This is a genomic window from Halomonas sp. LC1 (assembly GCF_030247125.1).
Taxonomy (GTDB): domain Bacteria; phylum Pseudomonadota; class Gammaproteobacteria; order Pseudomonadales; family Halomonadaceae; genus Vreelandella.
The window spans coordinates 120,722-137,729 of the sequence record NZ_JASSPG010000002.1 but is presented as its reverse complement, the minus strand read 5'-3'; the positions used below and the strand labels follow the sequence as shown (position 1 = coordinate 137,729).

The window sequence follows — 17,008 nt, the reverse complement described above, 5'->3', positions numbered from 1 at the left end:
GTACGGCTTAGACGTATCGTCACAGGTACGATTGGTGAGGAGACACTATGTTTCATGGCGGGCTGCTGGTCGCGGTGTCACTGCTCTATATCGCAGTGCTGTTTGGTATTGCCTGGTTTGGCGACCGGCGTGCTCGTACCCACGGCGCCAGCCGCCGCCGACCCATTATTTATAGCTTGGCACTCGCCATCTACTGCACGTCATGGACGTTTTACGGCGCGGTGGGCCAAGCAGCCACCGCAGGCTGGTCGTTTGCCAGTATCTTCGTGGGGCCTATTCTGACGTTTTTGCTCTTCTGGCCCGTCCTGGCGAAGATGATCCGCGTTGCCAAGCACCAAAACGTCACCTCCATTGCCGACTTCATCGCCTCGCGCTACGGTAAGACCCAGTCTCTCGCCGCCTTTGCCAGCTTGGTCGCCCTGATTGGCACCCTGCCCTATATCGCGCTACAGCTAAAAGCCGTCTCGACGACCTTCAGCGTCTTGACCGACGCCCAAGACATGACACACGCCCCGCTGTTTGGCGATACGGCCTTCTACGTGGCGGTGGTCATGGCGATATTCGCCATTCTGTTTGGCACCCGGCACACCGATGCCACCGAACACCACGAAGGCTTGATTCATGCGGTCGCCTTTGAGTCGCTGGTCAAACTGGTGGCGTTTTTAGTGCTGGGCGCCTTCGTCACCTGGGGCATGTTTGACGGCTTAGGCGAGCTGATGGGTCACGCCGAAAGCCAGCTAGAGCTGCAGCGCCAGCTCGCTAACCAAGACTTCGGTCAAAGCTTCTGGGCGCAAACGCTACTCGCCATGCTCGCCATTCTGTGCCTACCGCGCCAGTTTCACGTGGCCGTGGTGGAGAATATTCATCCGGACGATGCCACCAAAGCGCGCTGGCTGTTCCCACTCTATTTGCTGGCGATTGCCTTTTTCGTGGTTCCTCTAGCGGCCGCTGGCCTGCTGCTGTTCTCTGAAAGCGGCGTGGAGCCGGATACCTATGTGCTTGCCCTCTCCATGGCGTCCGGCCAGCAGTGGCTAACGCTGCTTACCTTCATCGGCGGTTTTTCTGCCGCCACCGGCATGGTCATTGTGGCGGCGGTGGCGGTGTCCATCATGATCTCGAACGAGATCGTCATTCCCGCGCTCTTCAGGCTGCGCTGGTTCGATACCAAAGCCCGAGACTATGGCCGTTTGGTGCTGCGCGCCCGCCGCCTCACCATCGTGGCCGTGCTGGCCATGGCATACGGCTTTTATCAGCTGATTGGCGAGTTCACCTCGCTGGCCTCCATCGGCATGCTCTCGTTTGCTGCAGCGGCCCAGTTTGCTCCGGCGCTGATTGGCGGGCTGTACTGGAAGCGCGGCAACCGCTTGGGCGTGATCGTGGGCATGAACATGGGCTTTGCCATTTGGGCGTATAGCCTGCTGATGCCCGCCATGATTAACGCTGGCGTGCTGCCTCAAGCGTGGCTTACCGGTGGCCCGCTGGGACTTAATTGGCTGTCACCCACGGCGCTGTTTGGATTGAACCTGGGAGATACGTTTACCCACGGGGTCATGCTGTCGCTGGGTATTAACCTGTTCTGCTATATCTTTGTCTCGCAGGTCACCTCGCAGCGAGTCGTGGAGCGCATTCAAGCCTCGCTGTTTGTGGATAGCGTCGAAACCCGGCAAACCTCAGTGAATCGCCCCTGGACGGGGGCCACGACGGTGGGCGATTTGAAAGTGCTGTGTGAGCGATTCCTGGGGGCGGGCCAAGTCGATCGCGCCTTCGATGATTACGCACGCCGAGCGGGCAAGCCGCTGGATGACGGTACCCGTGCCTCCATCGACGTGATCCAATTTACCGAGCGGTTTCTCGCCTCTGTCTTGGGGGCATCGTCGGCGCGGATCGTAGTGAACTCTGCCCTTCAAGGGCGAGGCATCGGCATTTCCGATGTCATTTCGATTGTGGATGAAGCGTCTCAGGTGTTGGAGTTCAACCGCGCCCTGCTGCAGGCCACCATCGAGAACATCAATCAAGGCATTAGCGTGGTCGATCAGAACCTGCGCCTGGTGGTGTGGAATCAGCGCTATTTAGAGCTGTTCCGCTTCCCCGACCACATCATTCGCGTCGGCGCACCGATGGACCGTATCTTCCGCTATAACGCCCATAACGGTGAGTACGGCCCCGGCGACCCGGAAGAGCACGTGCAGCTACTGCTGGATAACATTCGCGATGGCCAACCCCACCGCTACGTACGCTACCGCCAGGACGGCAGCGTGCTGGAAGTACAGGGCAACCCGATGCCCGGCGGCGGCTTTGTCTATACCTACCAAGACATTACCCAACAGAAGCGCATCGAAGAGGCGCTGATCCGCTCGGAAAACAACATCCGTATCTATACCGATAACGTCCCGGCGCTCATTGCCTACTTCGATAAAGAGAGCCGCTACCTGTTTACTAACCGCGCCTACGAGCAGGCGTTCAACATCGATCGCAACGCGGTGATCGGGCGGCGCTACGAAGACGTGCTGCCGGTAAAACAGGCCGAAGAACGAGTGCCCTGGGTACAGCGCACCCTGGCCGGTGAACGGGTGAGTTTCGAAGTCTCCATGCGGGTCAACGATGCCATGCGCTATATGCTGGTGACCTACACCCCGCACTTTGGCGATAGTCAGTCGATTCTGGGCTTCTTTGCGCTGTATCAAGACATTACCGAGCGCCGCCAGGCGGAAATTGCTCTGAAAGAGACCAATGAAACCCTGGAAGAGCGGGTGCGCGAGCGCACCCAGGCGCTGTCAGAAGCCAACGCGGCCCTGCGCCAGGAGAACCGCGTACGCGCCGAAGCGGAGCAGGCACTGCGCCAAGCGAAACAGCTCGCGGAAGACGCCAACGCCTCGAAAACCCGTTTCCTGGCTGCCGCCAGCCACGACCTACTGCAACCTCTGAATGCCGCGCGCCTGTTTACCTCGGCGCTGATGCAGAACGTCACCGCCAGCGACACTCAGCGCACCATTGGCCATATCGATAACTCGTTGCAAGCCGCCGAGGAGCTGCTGGGCACGCTGCTGGACATCTCCAAGCTGGATGCGGGGGCGCTGACGCCACGGCGTAGCCACTTCGCCCTGGCCGACATTTTCCGCCCGCTACGTGCCGAATTCGACGTGATGGCAGATGATCGTGGGCTCGATTTGGTCGTGGTGCCCACCCAGCAGTGGGTGGACTCCGATCCCCAGATGCTGCGCCGGATCGTGCAGAACTTTCTCTCCAACGCGATTCGCTACACCCAAGAGGGGCGTGTACTGCTCGGCTGTCGCCGTCAGGGGGGAAGGCTGCTGATCGAGGTGTGGGACAGCGGTCCAGGCATTCCTGAATCCAAGCTAACGGAGATCTTCCAGGAGTTCCGTCGACTCGACCAGGTGTCCCGCCATAAAGAGAGCGAAAAAGGCCTGGGGCTGGGCCTCTCCATTGCCGACCGTATGAGTCGCGTGCTGGATCACCCCATCAAAGTGCGCTCCTGGGAAGGGGTGGGCACGGTGTTTTCGGTCAGCGTGCCTATCGTGGCGGCCCGGGAGGCAACCGTCGCCGAACAGGAGCCCAGCGGCCGTCGTAGCGGTAATAAGCTGGCGGGCACACGGATTGTGTGTATCGACAACGAAACACTGATTCTGGAAGGCATGACCGCGATGCTCAGCGGCTGGGGCTGCGAGGTATTCACCGCGACCAGCATTGGCGGGGCGAAATCGATTCTACGCAATATGGACGGTGATCCTGACGCCATCCTGGCGGATTATCATCTGGATAACGAGGTCACCGGCCTGATGGCGCTAGAAGCACTGAGCGAGCGCTTCACCGGCGCCGTTCCCGGCATTGTGATTACCGCCGACCGTACCGAGGCCGTTGCCGAAGAGGTCAAGCGCGCAGGCTATCAGCTGTTATTGAAGCCGGTGAAGCCCGCCGCCCTCCGTGCGCTACTAACCCGCACGCTGCAGGCCAGCCGCGCCAATCCCTAATCGCCAGCCCGAAAACAGCAGCGCCGCGCTTAGAAACATCTAAGCGCGGCGCTGTTCACCGGTCGTTAGCCGTTACGACTCGACTTTTGGCGGCTCCACTTCCAGCTTCTGCGCGGCAATGACGGCCTGGGTGCGCGAGTGCACGCCCAGCTTACGCAGAATGGCCGTTACGTGGGCTTTGATGGTTGCTTCCGAGACGTTCAGCTCATAGGCGATCTGCTTGTTCAGCAGACCTTCGGTGAGCATGTTCAGTACGCGAAACTGCTGGGGCGTGAGCGAGGCGATCGCCTCGGCAAAGCGCGATTCCTCTTCGCTGGTCTCTTCGAGGACGTTGGCCAGCGCTTCCGGTAACCACACCTCACCCTGCAGAATCTCACCCACCGCCTCGGCGATCAGCTGTAGCGATGACGACTTGGGAATAAAACCCGAGGCACCGTAGTCGATGGCACGGCGCACGACGTAGGGCTCATCGCTGCCGGATACCACGGCAACCGGAATATCCGGCATCTGACCGCGCAACTGGATGAGGCCCGAAAAGCCGTGGGCACCGGGCATGTGGAGATCCAGCAAAATCAAATCTGCATCGGGGTGTCGATTCACGACCTCAGTGGTGGCTTCCATGGTGTCGGCTTCGACAATCTCAGCCTGGGGGGCCAACTGGCGCAACGCCTGGGTGAGCGCTGCACGAAACAGCGGATGGTCGTCAGCGACGATAAACTTATGGGCTACTGCCATGGATATTCCTCCGGTTCCTCGAGCAGCGGGGTTGCCTGCCGCCGCGACGCTAGGCTCATACGGTTGAAGCATGGTACCCCATGGGCTTCATCATGCCCAAGCATCACATGCACAATTTGTCATTGAGACGTCATCCGAACGAAAACAGCAGTGCCGGCCCTATGGCCGGCACTGCATCGGATAAGCGCAGTTTGCCTGATCGTTAGACGCAAATGCTTGACGCCCGTCATTGAACGCCGCCCTCACTGCCGATGGCAGTGAGGGCGAGACGGTTATTGATTGGCCCGATGCTCGATCAGATCATCGACGACCGACGGATCGGCCAGGGTGCTGGTATCGCCGAGACCATCGCACTCGTTGGCGGCGATCTTGCGCAAAATACGGCGCATGATTTTACCCGAGCGCGTTTTCGGCAGTCCCGGTGCCCACTGAATCACATCCGGCGAGGCAATCGGCCCGATATCTTTGCGCACCCACTGAGTCAGCTCTTTCTTCAGGTCGTCCGTGGGATCGATACCGTCGTTCAGGGTCACGTAGATGTAGATGCCCTGGCCTTTGATATCGTGGGGGAAGCCCACTACCGCCGCTTCGGCCACGGCAGAGTGCGCCACCAGCGACGACTCGATCTCGGCGGTGCCCATACGGTGGCCGGAAACGTTCAGCACGTCATCCACACGACCGGTGATCCAGTAGTAGCCATCCTCATCACGACGACAGCCGTCACCCGTGAAGTACATGCCGTCATAGGTGGAGAAGTACGTTTGAACAAAGCGCTCGTGGTCGCCCCAGATAGAGCGCGCTTGCCCCGGCCAGGAGTCTAGAATCACCAGATTGCCTTCGGTGGCACCTTCGAGCTTATTGCCCTCGTTATCGACCAGGGCAGGTTTGACGCCAAAGAAAGGCGTCGTCGCCGAGCCTGGTTTCAGGTCGGTGGCCCCCGGCAGCGGTGCAATCATGATGCCGCCGGTTTCGGTCTGCCACCAGGTATCCACGATGGGGCACTTCTCGTTGCCGATCACGCGGTAGAACCACTCCCACGCTTCGGGGTTGATCGGCTCACCCACCGACCCCAGCAGGCGCAGCGAATCCCGCTTGCTGGAGTCCATGACGCCATCACCGTGGGCCATCAGTGCGCGTACGGCGGTGGGCGCGGTGTAGAGGATATTGACCTGATGCTTGTCGACGATTTCGCCCATTCGGCCGTGGGTCGGGTAGCTCGGCACGCCTTCGAACATCAGCGTGGTGGCACCGTTCGCTAGCGGGCCGTAGACGATATAGCTATGACCGGTCACCCAGCCCACGTCAGCCGTACACCAGTAGATCTCGCCCTCTTGGTAGTCGAAGACGTACTGATGCGTCATGGCGGCGTAAGTCAGGTAACCGCCGGTGGTGTGCTTCAAGCCTTTTGGTGCGCCGGTGGAACCGGAGGTGTAGAGAATGAACAGCGGATCTTCCGCGTTCATCGCCTCGGCCGGGCACTCGCTGGACTGCTTATCGACCAGCTCGTCAAACCAGATATCGCGGCCTTCCTGCCAGTCGATCTCGCCACCGGTGCGCTTCACTACTAGTACGTTCTTGCACACGTCGGTGCCATCACGCTTGAGCGCGGAGTCGACGTTCTCTTTGAGCGGTACGTGCTTGCCACCACGCACCGACTCATCGGCGGTAATGACCAGCTTAGAATCCGCACCGATGACCCGCTGGGCCACTGCGTCAGGCGAGAAACCACCAAAGACCACCGAATGCACCGCGCCGATACGGGCGCAGGCCAACATGGCCATAGCCGCTTCAGGAATCATCGGCATGTAGAGTGTGACGGTATCGCCTTTCTGAATGCCCAGCGACTTCAAGCCGTTGGCCAATTGATTCGTGCGCTCGTAGAGTTCGCGATACGTAATATGCTTGGATTCGTTGGGGTTATCGCCTTCCCAAATGATCGCCGTTTGATCGCCTCGCTTGTCTAGATGGCGGTCCAGACAGTTCGCCGCCACGTTCAGCTCGCCATCTTCGAACCAGCGAATATCGACGTTATCGCGGGCAAACGAGGTGTTTTTAATTTTGCTGGGCGTTTTGATCCAGTCGAGGCGTTTGGCCTGCTCGCCCCAGAAACCTTCGGGGTCGTCCATGGACTGCTGATACATTGCCGCATATTTATCTTTATCGGCCCATGCCTTGGCAGCGATGCTATCGCGCACTGGATAGACGTTTTTATGCTCGCTCATGAAGTTGCCTCTGTCCGTGAAGTTGCACTCTCTGGTAAGTGATGTCGGTTTTATTATTGGCTGCACCGACGCGCGTAATATTTACCTAGCATAAACCTGTCCCGAACGGCTTCCCTTTAGACATTGGTAGTAGCATTTTTTATTTAAAAAACAGCTACTTAAAATAAGAATCACGGGCGTTCGAAAGCACGATAGACCAAGGTCTCATCACAATGACGGCAGCGGTAGCGTCGCCCCTTGACGACCAGGGCATGGCGGCGCGGTGTAAAACGGTGGGTCTGACAGCGACACTCATAGCGATAGGGGCGCGGCTGGGAGCGCTGAATATCGAAGCGGTGGGTCACCCGTGGCACGAGCCCGAACAGATCACGCATGACCGCCTGCCACTCGCGGCCATGGGGCTTCAAGCGCGCGCCGTTGGCGAGATGAAACACCAGCCAGTGGGCCATTTCATGAGGAATCACTTCGTCGAAGAAGGCCTCGCGATTGTCTGCCAGCAGCACCGGGTTGAAACGCAGCCCACCCCGTCCAAGATGCGCTTGCCCCGCCGATGCGCCCTTGAGGTCAAACCACACCTTGGGAGCAGGCAGCGCTGGATGCACCTCTCGGCAGCGTGCCAAAGCCTGTGCGACCCGCTCTTGGGCGGCCCGAAGAAGCGCCTCCTGGGAGCGCGCCATCAAATCATCGTGCGGCCAAGGGGGCAGTGGTGACGTCTTCATTAGTGATAAACTAGCCATTAGTGACGTTGCTCGATTGTGACGGATCGACAGCGGTTTTCAATGATGACGTTGACCACGAGGCTCCCTATGGCAGAGCGCAACACCGTGACCGAAGCTAACTCGCCCGACAGCACTCCGCCTCAGCCGCTGCTTGATGATGAACAGCTGGACAGGCTGGACGATTTTCTCGACTCCGACCGGGTGGGCGAAGATGCCCTCGACCTGATTTCAGCCCACGGCTTTCTCGTCGCCCTGGCGGTTGCCCCTAGCGAACAGCCCACCGAACAGTGGCTGGAGGAGCTGTTCCAAGGCGAACCCAACTACCGCGATGCCGACGAGCGCGACGAGATCGTCCAGCTGCTGACGCTGCTGCGCGACAACGCCATGGCGGTACTGGAGCAAGGTGGCCTACCGGAACTACCCTTCGAGCTAACGCTGGATGGACTGCCCGCCGAGGAGACGCCGATTGGTGACTGGTGTGCAGGCTTTATGGAAGCGGTGTTCAGCGACGAAAGCGCCTGGTTCCAGGATGACGAAGAGGCTGCCGCCACGCTGCTGCTGCCGTTCATGTCGCTATCGGGGCTCTTCGACGACGAACCCGACATGGCCGAGATGGCCAAGGATCAAGCCAGCCAAGAGACCTTCGTTGCTCAACTGCCCGAGCTGGTGCTTGACCTTTACCTGCACTACCGCGTGCCGCCGGAAACCCCCAAGCCCAAACCGCGTAAAAAAACGCCCGCCAAGGCTAAAGGCAAAAAGCGCAAATAACCGCGCTATTTTAGACGCATCACAAGGCCATCCACGACGCCATACACCCACTCCTTGGCCCGCTGCCCCCAGGGGCGCGCGGCCCAGGCGGCGGCATCTACCTCTTGGCTGGCGGCAAAGTTACGCTCGAAAAGCGCCTGCACGTCGCTGGCGAATCCTGGATCGTCTATCTCCTGGTTGGCCTCTAAGTTCCAGTGCAGGTTCCAGTGATCGAAGTTGCAGGAGCCGAGACTAACCCACTCATCGGCCAGAACGAATTTGGCATGTATGAAGGTCGGCTGGAATTCGAAAATGCGTACGCCCGCTTTCAGCAACCCCTGATAAAAGCGCTGACCCGCATAGCGCACGCCGGGATGGTCGTGCTTGGCACCGGGCAGTAGCAGGCGCACATCCACGCCTTGCCGAGCAGCGCGGATCAACCGGCGGCGCAGCGCAAACGTAGGCACGAAGTAGGGCGTACACAGCCACAGCCGCTGTTGGGCGCTACTCACCCGGGCATACAGCGAGTGGCGAATTGCTTGGTAACGATAGCCTCTTGCCGACATCACTCGCCCCCGCACGCCATCGGCATGGGAGGTCGCGCTGCGCTGTGGCGGGAGCGGAAGGGGCGCTGGGTCACCCGACGCTTGGCGAGTCAGCCGGGAACGCCACAGACGGCGAAACAGCACTTCCCAGTCCGCAACGGCCGGGCCGTCGATACGTAGCGCGATTTCATACCATGCCTGCAGGAACTCATCCACTGCGCCAAAACCGCCGGTAAAGGCAATCTCACCGTCCACCACCACGATCTTACGGTGGTCGCGGCTGAGATTACGGGCCAGGGAGTGAAAGCCAATCGGGTTGAACAGCTGCAACGCCACGCCAGCGGCCTCCAGGCGCTCACGGTCGCGTCGCTCCAATCCCATCGCGCCGTATCCGTCCAGCAGTAGGTAGGTGCTGACGCCTCGTTGCGAGGCCGACGCCAGCGCGTCGATGACTTGGTTGGCAAGCTCCCCCGATTCCATCAAGTAGAGCTCCACCAGCACGTAATGCTGTGCCTGACTAACCGCTTCGAACATCGCCGGTAAAAAGCGCGACGCTTCCGGCAGCAGAATCACACGGTTTCCTTCTCGCCACTCGTGCTGCATAGAGACTCCTTCTCTGGCTACGCTGTGTCATCCACGCTCAGCGGCTGAGTGAACGATGAACGTACAGGTCGTAGCGGCTCGTTTTGCCTTCCAGCGTGTGCTGCGGCGCGGGCCCCGCAATAGGCGGCGCTTTACGGGGGCGTTTCACCACCACCCGGTGAGACGCCACGTCGAGCGCGGCTTCCAACAGCCGTGGGGCATCGTCGTCGTCCCCGGCCAGCTCGCGAAACACGCGCATCTCTTTTTTCACCAGCGCAGACTTCTCCCGATGGGGGAACATAGGGTCCAGATGAATGACCTGAGGGGCGAACTCGGCGTCTGCCACCAGCATCGCCAACTGTTCGGCGGCATCGCCATGACGCAGGCACATTCGCGCGGCAATCGCGGCGGTGTCCTCTGCGGCCGCCGCACGCGCGAGGCCATCGCTGAGCAAGGCGGCGATGGCCGCGACCCGCTCGATCATCAGCACCGGCGCTCCAAGGCTTGCCAAGACGAAGGCGTCGCGCCCCAGCCCCGCCGTAGCATCGACCACGCTCGGCGTCACGCCTTTGGCCAGCCCGCAGGCCTTCGCCACCAGCTGCCCACGGCCGCCGCCGAACTGACGGCGATGCGCGGCCTTTCCCGAGACAAAATCAACGCTGAGCGGCTTGCCGTACTCCCGCTCCTCCCCGATCAGGGCAAGCTGGCCCTCCACATAGCCCAAGGTTAGCCCCGTCGGCAGGAGAACCTCCGGTATCGGCTGGCTCATGCCGGTTTTTTCCACGCCACGTTATTACGCAGATACACCGGCTGTGCCGCGTGGGCCGCTTGGCCCAAGCCTGCGTCCAGGTCGCGCGCGGCCAGCCACGCCATCTCCTCTGCGCGCGGTTCTAAGTCCGTGAGATGTTGCGACATGCTGGCCTGCACGCCGACAGCAAACTCATCCCACAGGCTAAAGCCCGAGCCTACGCCTACCCAATCGGTTTCGTCGGCCGGCAAGCGGAATGCACCGGGCGCGATGACGACCTCGTCACTTTGTAAGCTTAGGGTATCGTTCAAGCAGTGCCAGGTGGCCGCATACACTTCGCCCATGCGCGCATCCAACGCGGTGACCACATGGCGAAAGTGATAACGCCGATGCGCTTGTAGCGCGAGCGCCTCCAAGGTCGAAATGCCGAGCAGCGGGCAGTCCAAGCCAAACGCCAGCCCTTGGGCAGCACCGGCCGCAATGCGCAGGCCGGTAAACGAACCGGGACCACGCCCGAACGCAATGGCGTTCAGCGCTTGAGGGGCAATGCCCGCATCAGCGAGCAGCTCATCCACCATCGGCATCAAGCGCTTGGTGTGCGCGCGTGGCGTCATTTCATAGCGCGCCAAACAGTCACGCTGACCGCCTGCTTGGCGGAGCAAAGCCGCAGAACAGGCGCTGGAGGAGGCATCCAGTGCCAGAAGGTATAACGACGACATAGCGGTGTTGCACTCCGTAAAAATAGGCCTCTAGTATACCGTCACACGCCTGAAACGACGATGGCCCGCAGGAAGCCTGCGGGCCATCGTGGCACGTGACGCTGCAGCGCGCTTAGCTCAGCGCTTCTTTCACCTGGCGCGTGATGTCCGCCACGCTGCCCACGCCTTCGACGCGGTGATACTGCGGCGCGGCGGCCGGGTCCTCTTTCGCCCACTGCTGGTAGTAGTCCACCAGCGGCGCGGTTTGGTCGTGGTAGACCGACAGGCGGTTACGCACCGTGGACTCTTGGTCGTCTTCACGCTGGATCAGCGTTTCGCCGGTGACATCGTCTTTACCCGGCTCTTTGGGCGGATTGTGCTCGATGTGATACACGCGACCAGAGGCCGGGTGTACGCGGCGACCCGCCAAACGGCTGACGATCTCTTCATCCGGCACCGCGATTTCCAGTACGTGATCCAGTTTGACGCCGCCCTCTTTCATGGCGTCGGCCTGGGGAATGGTCCGCGGGAAACCGTCGAACAAGAAACCATTCGCGCAGTCCGGCTGGCTGATGCGCTCTTTGACCAGATCGATGATGATGTCGTCCGACACCAGACCACCGCTGTTCATGATCTCTTTGACCTTCAAGCCCAGCTCAGTGCCGTCCTTGATAGCGGCGCGCAGCATATCCCCGGTGGAAATTTGGGGAATCTTGAACTGCTCACAAATAAATTGAGCTTGAGTCCCCTTCCCCGCGCCGGGGGCACCCAACAGGATTAAACGCATGGCACTGCTCCTTGAATGATCGTCTTGAATGATAGTGATAGTTGAAATCAATGAATCGACAATAACCGTGCCGTTCAGGCGACACAACTCCCCAAAAGCCTGAGAGCACGATTATTTTGTGTTTTTTTGAGCAAAAACAGCAAAGTGGCCAACGTTAGTACTTTGGTCACCCTGTTTGCTTCAAACTGCCGTTTAAGTGGGCTTGCTATAAACACAAGCGGCGCCCATCAGGGCGCCGCTTGTGGCTTGCTCGTATGATCGCTTACAGCAGCAAGCGACGGATATCGGTGAGCACGTCCGCCAGGAAGGCGGTGAAGCGCGCTGCATCCGCACCGTTGATCGCGCGGTGATCGTAGGAGAGCGACAGCGGCATCATCAAGCGCGGCTGGAAAGCACTGCCATCCCATACCGGCTTCATCTGCGCTTTCGACACACCCAAGATCGCGACCTCAGGGGCGTTGACGATCGGCGTGAAGGCCGTGCCACCAATCGAACCCAGGCTCGAAATGGTGAAGCAGCCACCGGTCATCTCTTCCCGCTTGAGCTTCTTGGTTTGCGCTTTCTTGCCTAGCTCCGCCATCTCCTTGGCAATCTCGATCAAGGATTTCTTATCGGCGTCACGCAGCACGGGCACCATCAGACCGTCCGGCGTATCCACCGCGATACCGATATGGACGTACTTCTTCCATACCAGCGTATCGCCGTCGCCTTTCAAGCTGACGTTGAACTGCGGGAACTTGCGCAGGGCAAAGGCACAGGCCTTGACCAGGAAGGGCAGCGGCGTGAGCTTGGCTCCCTGGGCTTCGGCTTCCGCCTTCATGGCTTTACGGAAGTTCTCAAGCTCGGTGATGTCGGCTTCGTCGAACTGGGTGACGTGGGGCACGTTGAGCCAGCTGCGATGCAGGTTCGTCGCGCCCATCTTGAGCAGGCGACCCATCGGCTTCTCTTCCACCTCACCGAACTGGCTGAAGTCGACTTCCGGCACGGCGGGGATGCCTGCACCACCGCTGGCCGCAGGAGCGGCAGCCTGGGCTTTACCCTGGTTGGCAATTGCCTGTTTGACGTAGGCCTGCACGTCCTCTTTCAGCACGCGATCTTTCGGGCCGCTGGGCTTCACGAGGCCCAGATCGACGCCTAGCTCACGGGCCAGCATACGCACGGCGGGGCCCGCGTGTACCAGCTTGCCGTCGCGAGGCTTGTGAGACGCCATTTGCGCTTCGGGACTGGGGGAACCCGCCGGGGACGCCTGCTTGGCGCTGGGCGCGCTCTGCGGCTTGCTATCCGCTTTTTCAGGGGCCGCTTTTTTGGGTGCGGCTTTCTTGGCACCCGCGACTTCCATATAGCCGATCACGTCGCCTTCAGAAACGGTGTCACCCTCTTTGACGGTGAGCTCCAGAATCTTGCCCTTGAAGGGGCTCGGCACGTCCATGGAGGCTTTATCGGACTCCAGGGTGATCAGCGGATCTTCGACGTCGACCTCGTCACCGGCGGCAACGCCAATTTCGATAATCGGTACGTCAGAGGAGCCTGACAGATCCGGCACGCGAATCTCTTTACGCTCTGGCTCGCCGCTGCCGCCTTCGTCGTCAGCCGTATCGTCTTCAGCTTCAGCAGAGTCGTTAGTGGAGGCAGACTCGTCGGCTTGGGCAGGCGCGTCCGCATCACTGTCATCATCGCCTTCACCCGCGATTTCCATCTGGCCAATCACATCGCCTTCGGACACGGTGTCGCCCTCTTTCACCGTCAGCGCGACGATCTTACCGCTGTGCGGGCTGGGCACGTCCATGGAGGCTTTATCAGACTCCAGGGTGATCAGCGTGTCTTCGGCGTTGACTTCATCGCCTGCGCCGACGGCGACATCGATAATCTCGACGTTGTCAGAGCCACCGAGATCGGGGACTTTGATATCCACGGTTTGCTTGCCGCCGCTGGCTTTCTTTGGCGCAGGGGCCGCTTCTTGCTGCTTGGCGGGCGCTTCGTCTGGCTCAGACGCTTGGGAGTCGGCTTCCGGCTCGGCATCATCACTCTCACCGCCACCTTCCACTTCCAGCTCGACGATATCATCGCCTTCCGAGACTTTATCGCCCTCTTTGACCAACACTTTGATCACCTTGCCGCCTTTCGGGGCCGGTACATCCATGCTGGCTTTGTCGGATTCCAGAGTGATCAGGGTGTCTTCCGCTTCAATGACGTCGCCTTCTGACACCGCAATCTCGATGATTTCGACATCGGTATCCCCACCGATGTCGGGAACTTTGATGATTTCGCTACTCAAGGTCGCGCTCCTTCCAAATCGGATCGAGCCGGCGGGCATCTGCCCGCCGGGCAGCGGTTTAGCTGGTCAGCGGGTTCGGCTTGTTGGCATCGATGCCATACTTTTTCAGCGCGTCGCCGACATGCTTGCGATCAATCTCACCACGGTCGGCCAGGGCACGCAGCGCGGCGACGGTGACGAAGTAGCGGTCTACTTCGAAGAAGTAGCGCAGCTTCTCGCGGGTATCGGAACGGCCAAAGCCGTCGGTACCCAGCACGGTGTAGTCGTTCGGTACCCAGGCACGCACTTGGTCCGCGTACAGCTTCATGTAGTCGGTCGACGCAATGACCGGACCGTCACGGCCTTCCAGGCACTTGGTCACGTGGGGCTTGTTGGCCTCGGCATCCGGGTTCAGGAACGCTTCACGCTCCAGCAGCAGCGCTTCACGACGCAGCTCGTTGAAGCTGGTCACGCTCCAGATGTCCGCACCGATGCCCCAGTCGTTGGCCAGCAGCTCGGCAGCGGCTTCCACTTCGCGAAGAATGGTGCCCGAGCCCATCAGCTGAACGCGACCTTTGTCACCCTTCGTCTCTTTGAGCAGGTACATGCCCTTGACGATGTCGTCGGCCGGTACGTTCTCAAGCTCGGGGTGCTCGTAGTTCTCGTTCATCACCGTCAGATAGTAGAAGCAGTTCTCTTGATCCGTGAACATGCGCTTCAGACCGTCTTGCACGATGACCGCGACTTCATGTGCGTACGTCGGGTCGTAGCTGCGGCAGTTGGGGATGGTGGACGCCTGAATCAGGCTGTGACCATCCTGGTGCTGCAGACCTTCACCGTTGAGCGTGGTACGCCCGGCAGTGCCGCCGACCATGAAGCCACGTGCCTGCAGGTCGCCTGCGGCCCATGCCAAGTCGCCGATACGCTGGAAACCGAACATCGAGTAGTAGATGTAGAACGGCAGCAGCGTGACGTTGTTATTGCTGTAGGAGGTCGCGGCGGCAATCCACGCCGACATCGCGCCTGCTTCAGAAATACCCTCTTCGAGAACCTGACCTTTCTGGTCCTCGCGGTAGTACATGATCTGGCCTTTATCGACCGGCTCGTACTTCTGACCTTCAGAGGTGTAGATACCGAGCTGACGGAACATACCTTCCATACCGAACGTACGTGCTTCGTCCGGAATGATCGGCACGACCTGCTTGCCCAGTTTCTTGTCTTTCACTAGGCCGTTCAAGATACGCACGAACGCCATGGTGGTAGAGACTTCACGCCCTTTGGAGCCGCCCATTTGCGAAGCAAAGGTCTTGTCTTCCAGGGTCGGTATTTCCAGCGGCTCAAACGAGCTGCGACGGCTCGGCAGGTAACCGTTGAGACGCTCGCGCTGCAGGTGCATATACTTGAGCTCGGGAGAGTCCTCTTCCGGCTTGTAGTACGGCACGTCCTTGAGCTGCTCGTCGGTGAGCGGAATACCGAAGCGGTCGCGGAATTTCTTCAGCGCTTCGTACTCCATGCTCTTGACCTGGTGCGCTTCGTTGGCCGCTTCGCCATCGCCGCTGCCCATGCCATACCCTTTGATGGTGTGCGCCAGGATGACGGTGGGCTTGCCATTGGAGGTATTGACCGCTTCGTGGTACGCAGCGTAGACCTTGAACGGGTCGTGACCGCCACGGTTGAGCTTCCAGATATCTTCGTCGGAGAGGTCTTTGACCATTTCTTCGGTTTCAGGATACTTACCGAAGAAGTGCTCACGGGTGTAAGCACCGCCGTTCGCCTTGTAGTTCTGGTACTCGCCGTCGACCGCCTCGTCCATGCGTTTTTGAAGGATGCCTTTCTTATCCTTCTCGAACAGCGGATCCCAGTGACGCCCCCAAACGACCTTGATCACGTTCCAACCGGCACCGCGGAAGACGCCTTCGAACTCGTCCATGACGCGGGAGTTACCGCGTACCGGACCGTCCAAGCGCTGCAGGTTACAGTTGATGACGAAGATCAGGTTATCGAGGTTCTCACGGCCCGCCAGCGAGATCGCGCCCAGGGATTCCGGCTCGTCACACTCGCCGTCGCCCATGAAGCACCAGATCTTGCGGTCGTGCATATCTTTCAGCTCACGGTGATGCAGATACTTCATCACGTGGGCTTGATAGATGGCCTGAATCGGGCCAAGACCCATGGACACCGTGGGGAACTGCCAGTAATCCGGCATCAGCCACGGGTGCGGATAAGAAGAGAGGCCATCGCCGTCGACTTCGCGACGGAACTTGTCCATTTGCTCTTCGCTCAGACGGCCTTCCAGGAACGAACGCGCGTAGATACCCGGCGCCACGTGCCCCTGAATGTAGATCAAGTCGCCTTCGAAATCGCCTTTGGGAGCGCGGAAGAAGTGGTTGAAACCCACATCGTACAGCGTCGCGGACGACATGAAGCTTGCAATGTGACCACCCAGGCCCGGGTTGGCCCGGTTGTTACGAATGACCTGCGCAATGGCGTTGTAACGGATCAGGGAGCGGATACGACGCTCCATGAACAGATCGCCAGGCATGGGCGCTTCGCGGTGAACCGGGATCGTATTACGGTGGGGGGTTGTCACCGAGAAGGGCACCTTCATCCCGTCCCGGCGCAGGCGATCCGCCAGGCGGGTCATCAGGTAGCGGGCACGATCCTCGCCCTCACGATCCAGTACCGATTCCAGGGATTCCAGCCACTCCGTGGTTTCGACCGGATCGAGATCTTCTCTTGTCTCCAGACTCATAGAGGTCTCTCCGAATGACGATAAATGACAATGAGCCCCGCCAACCCTTCGGGCCTGGGGCGGCTGCGGTGTTTAGCCACCACAGGCCATACAATGGCACGACGCGTTTGCACCGTACGGGGGTTTTCGTTCTACATTCAACAAGCTACGCTCGTCTTGATGTAGTAAAGCTACACATAGAGAGTGAAAGTTAGCCTTTTGTATATGCGAAGATACCGCAAAGTCGCCAC

Annotated in this window: 11 protein-coding genes; 2 read left to right on the top strand and 9 right to left on the bottom strand. The window is 59.9% G+C overall.

All coding sequences use genetic code 11. The features are described 5' to 3' along the window. The first annotated feature begins 47 nt into the window (after positions 1 to 47). Entirely contained in the window at positions 48 to 3,989 is a 3,942-nt protein-coding gene (locus tag QIT27_RS03525) for a hybrid sensor histidine kinase/response regulator (protein ID WP_285262906.1), read from the top strand. 72 nt (positions 3,990 to 4,061) lie between these two features. On the opposite strand, the gene QIT27_RS03520 is transcribed toward QIT27_RS03525, so the two are convergent. The 3 genes from QIT27_RS03520 to QIT27_RS03510 all read right to left on the bottom strand — a co-directional run bounded on the left by QIT27_RS03520 (position 4,062) and on the right by QIT27_RS03510 (position 7,623). Then, positions 4,062 to 4,724: a LuxR C-terminal-related transcriptional regulator gene (locus QIT27_RS03520; protein WP_016916171.1), complete on the bottom strand. Its 663-nt coding sequence runs from the start codon at positions 4,722 to 4,724 to the stop codon at positions 4,062 to 4,064. Positions 4,725 to 4,996: 272 nt separating this feature from the next. Further along, positions 4,997 to 6,946, bottom strand: a complete 1,950-nt coding sequence (acs, locus tag QIT27_RS03515) for an acetate--CoA ligase (protein ID WP_285262905.1) — start codon at positions 6,944 to 6,946, stop codon at positions 4,997 to 4,999. Positions 6,947 to 7,116: 170 nt separating this feature from the next. Continuing rightward, entirely contained in the window at positions 7,117 to 7,623 is a 507-nt protein-coding gene (locus QIT27_RS03510) for a SprT family zinc-dependent metalloprotease (RefSeq protein WP_285262904.1), read from the bottom strand. A 129-nt stretch (positions 7,624 to 7,752) separates the two neighbouring features. Here QIT27_RS03510 and QIT27_RS03505 point away from each other — a divergent pair, with 129 nt between their 5' ends. Then, positions 7,753 to 8,433, top strand: coding sequence for a YecA/YgfB family protein (locus QIT27_RS03505; RefSeq protein WP_159343132.1), 681 nt, complete (start codon positions 7,753 to 7,755; stop codon positions 8,431 to 8,433). A 5-nt stretch (positions 8,434 to 8,438) separates the two neighbouring features. On the opposite strand, the gene QIT27_RS03500 is transcribed toward QIT27_RS03505, so the two are convergent. The 6 genes from QIT27_RS03500 to aceE form a co-directional block, all read right to left on the bottom strand. Continuing rightward, a complete protein-coding gene (locus QIT27_RS03500) occupies positions 8,439 to 9,560 on the bottom strand; it encodes a phospholipase D-like domain-containing protein (RefSeq protein WP_159343133.1) in 1,122 nt (373 codons plus the stop codon). 37 nt (positions 9,561 to 9,597) lie between these two features. Further along, positions 9,598 to 10,308, bottom strand: coding sequence for a class I SAM-dependent methyltransferase (locus QIT27_RS03495; protein WP_159343134.1), 711 nt, complete (start codon positions 10,306 to 10,308; stop codon positions 9,598 to 9,600). Further along, the gene (gene tsaB, locus QIT27_RS03490) at positions 10,305 to 11,006 is read right to left on the bottom strand and encodes a tRNA (adenosine(37)-N6)-threonylcarbamoyltransferase complex dimerization subunit type 1 TsaB (RefSeq protein WP_159343135.1); all 702 of its coding nucleotides are present in this window, start codon (positions 11,004 to 11,006) and stop codon (positions 10,305 to 10,307) included. Before tsaB ends, QIT27_RS03495 begins: the two co-directional genes overlap by 4 nt. Positions 11,007 to 11,118: 112 nt before the next feature. Then, on the bottom strand, positions 11,119 to 11,772 hold the full coding sequence (gene adk / locus QIT27_RS03485) for an adenylate kinase (RefSeq protein ID WP_285262903.1): 654 nt from the start codon (positions 11,770 to 11,772) through the stop codon (positions 11,119 to 11,121). 262 nt (positions 11,773 to 12,034) lie between these two features. After that, positions 12,035 to 14,047 carry a pyruvate dehydrogenase complex dihydrolipoyllysine-residue acetyltransferase gene (gene aceF / locus QIT27_RS03480; RefSeq protein ID WP_285262902.1) on the bottom strand — a complete coding sequence of 671 codons (2,013 nt, stop codon included), beginning with the start codon at positions 14,045 to 14,047 and terminating at the stop codon, positions 12,035 to 12,037. A 58-nt stretch (positions 14,048 to 14,105) separates the two neighbouring features. Then, on the bottom strand, positions 14,106 to 16,778 hold the full coding sequence (gene aceE / locus QIT27_RS03475; RefSeq protein ID WP_159343138.1) for a pyruvate dehydrogenase (acetyl-transferring), homodimeric type: 2,673 nt from the start codon (positions 16,776 to 16,778) through the stop codon (positions 14,106 to 14,108). Between the last annotated feature and the right edge of the window lie 230 nt (positions 16,779 to 17,008).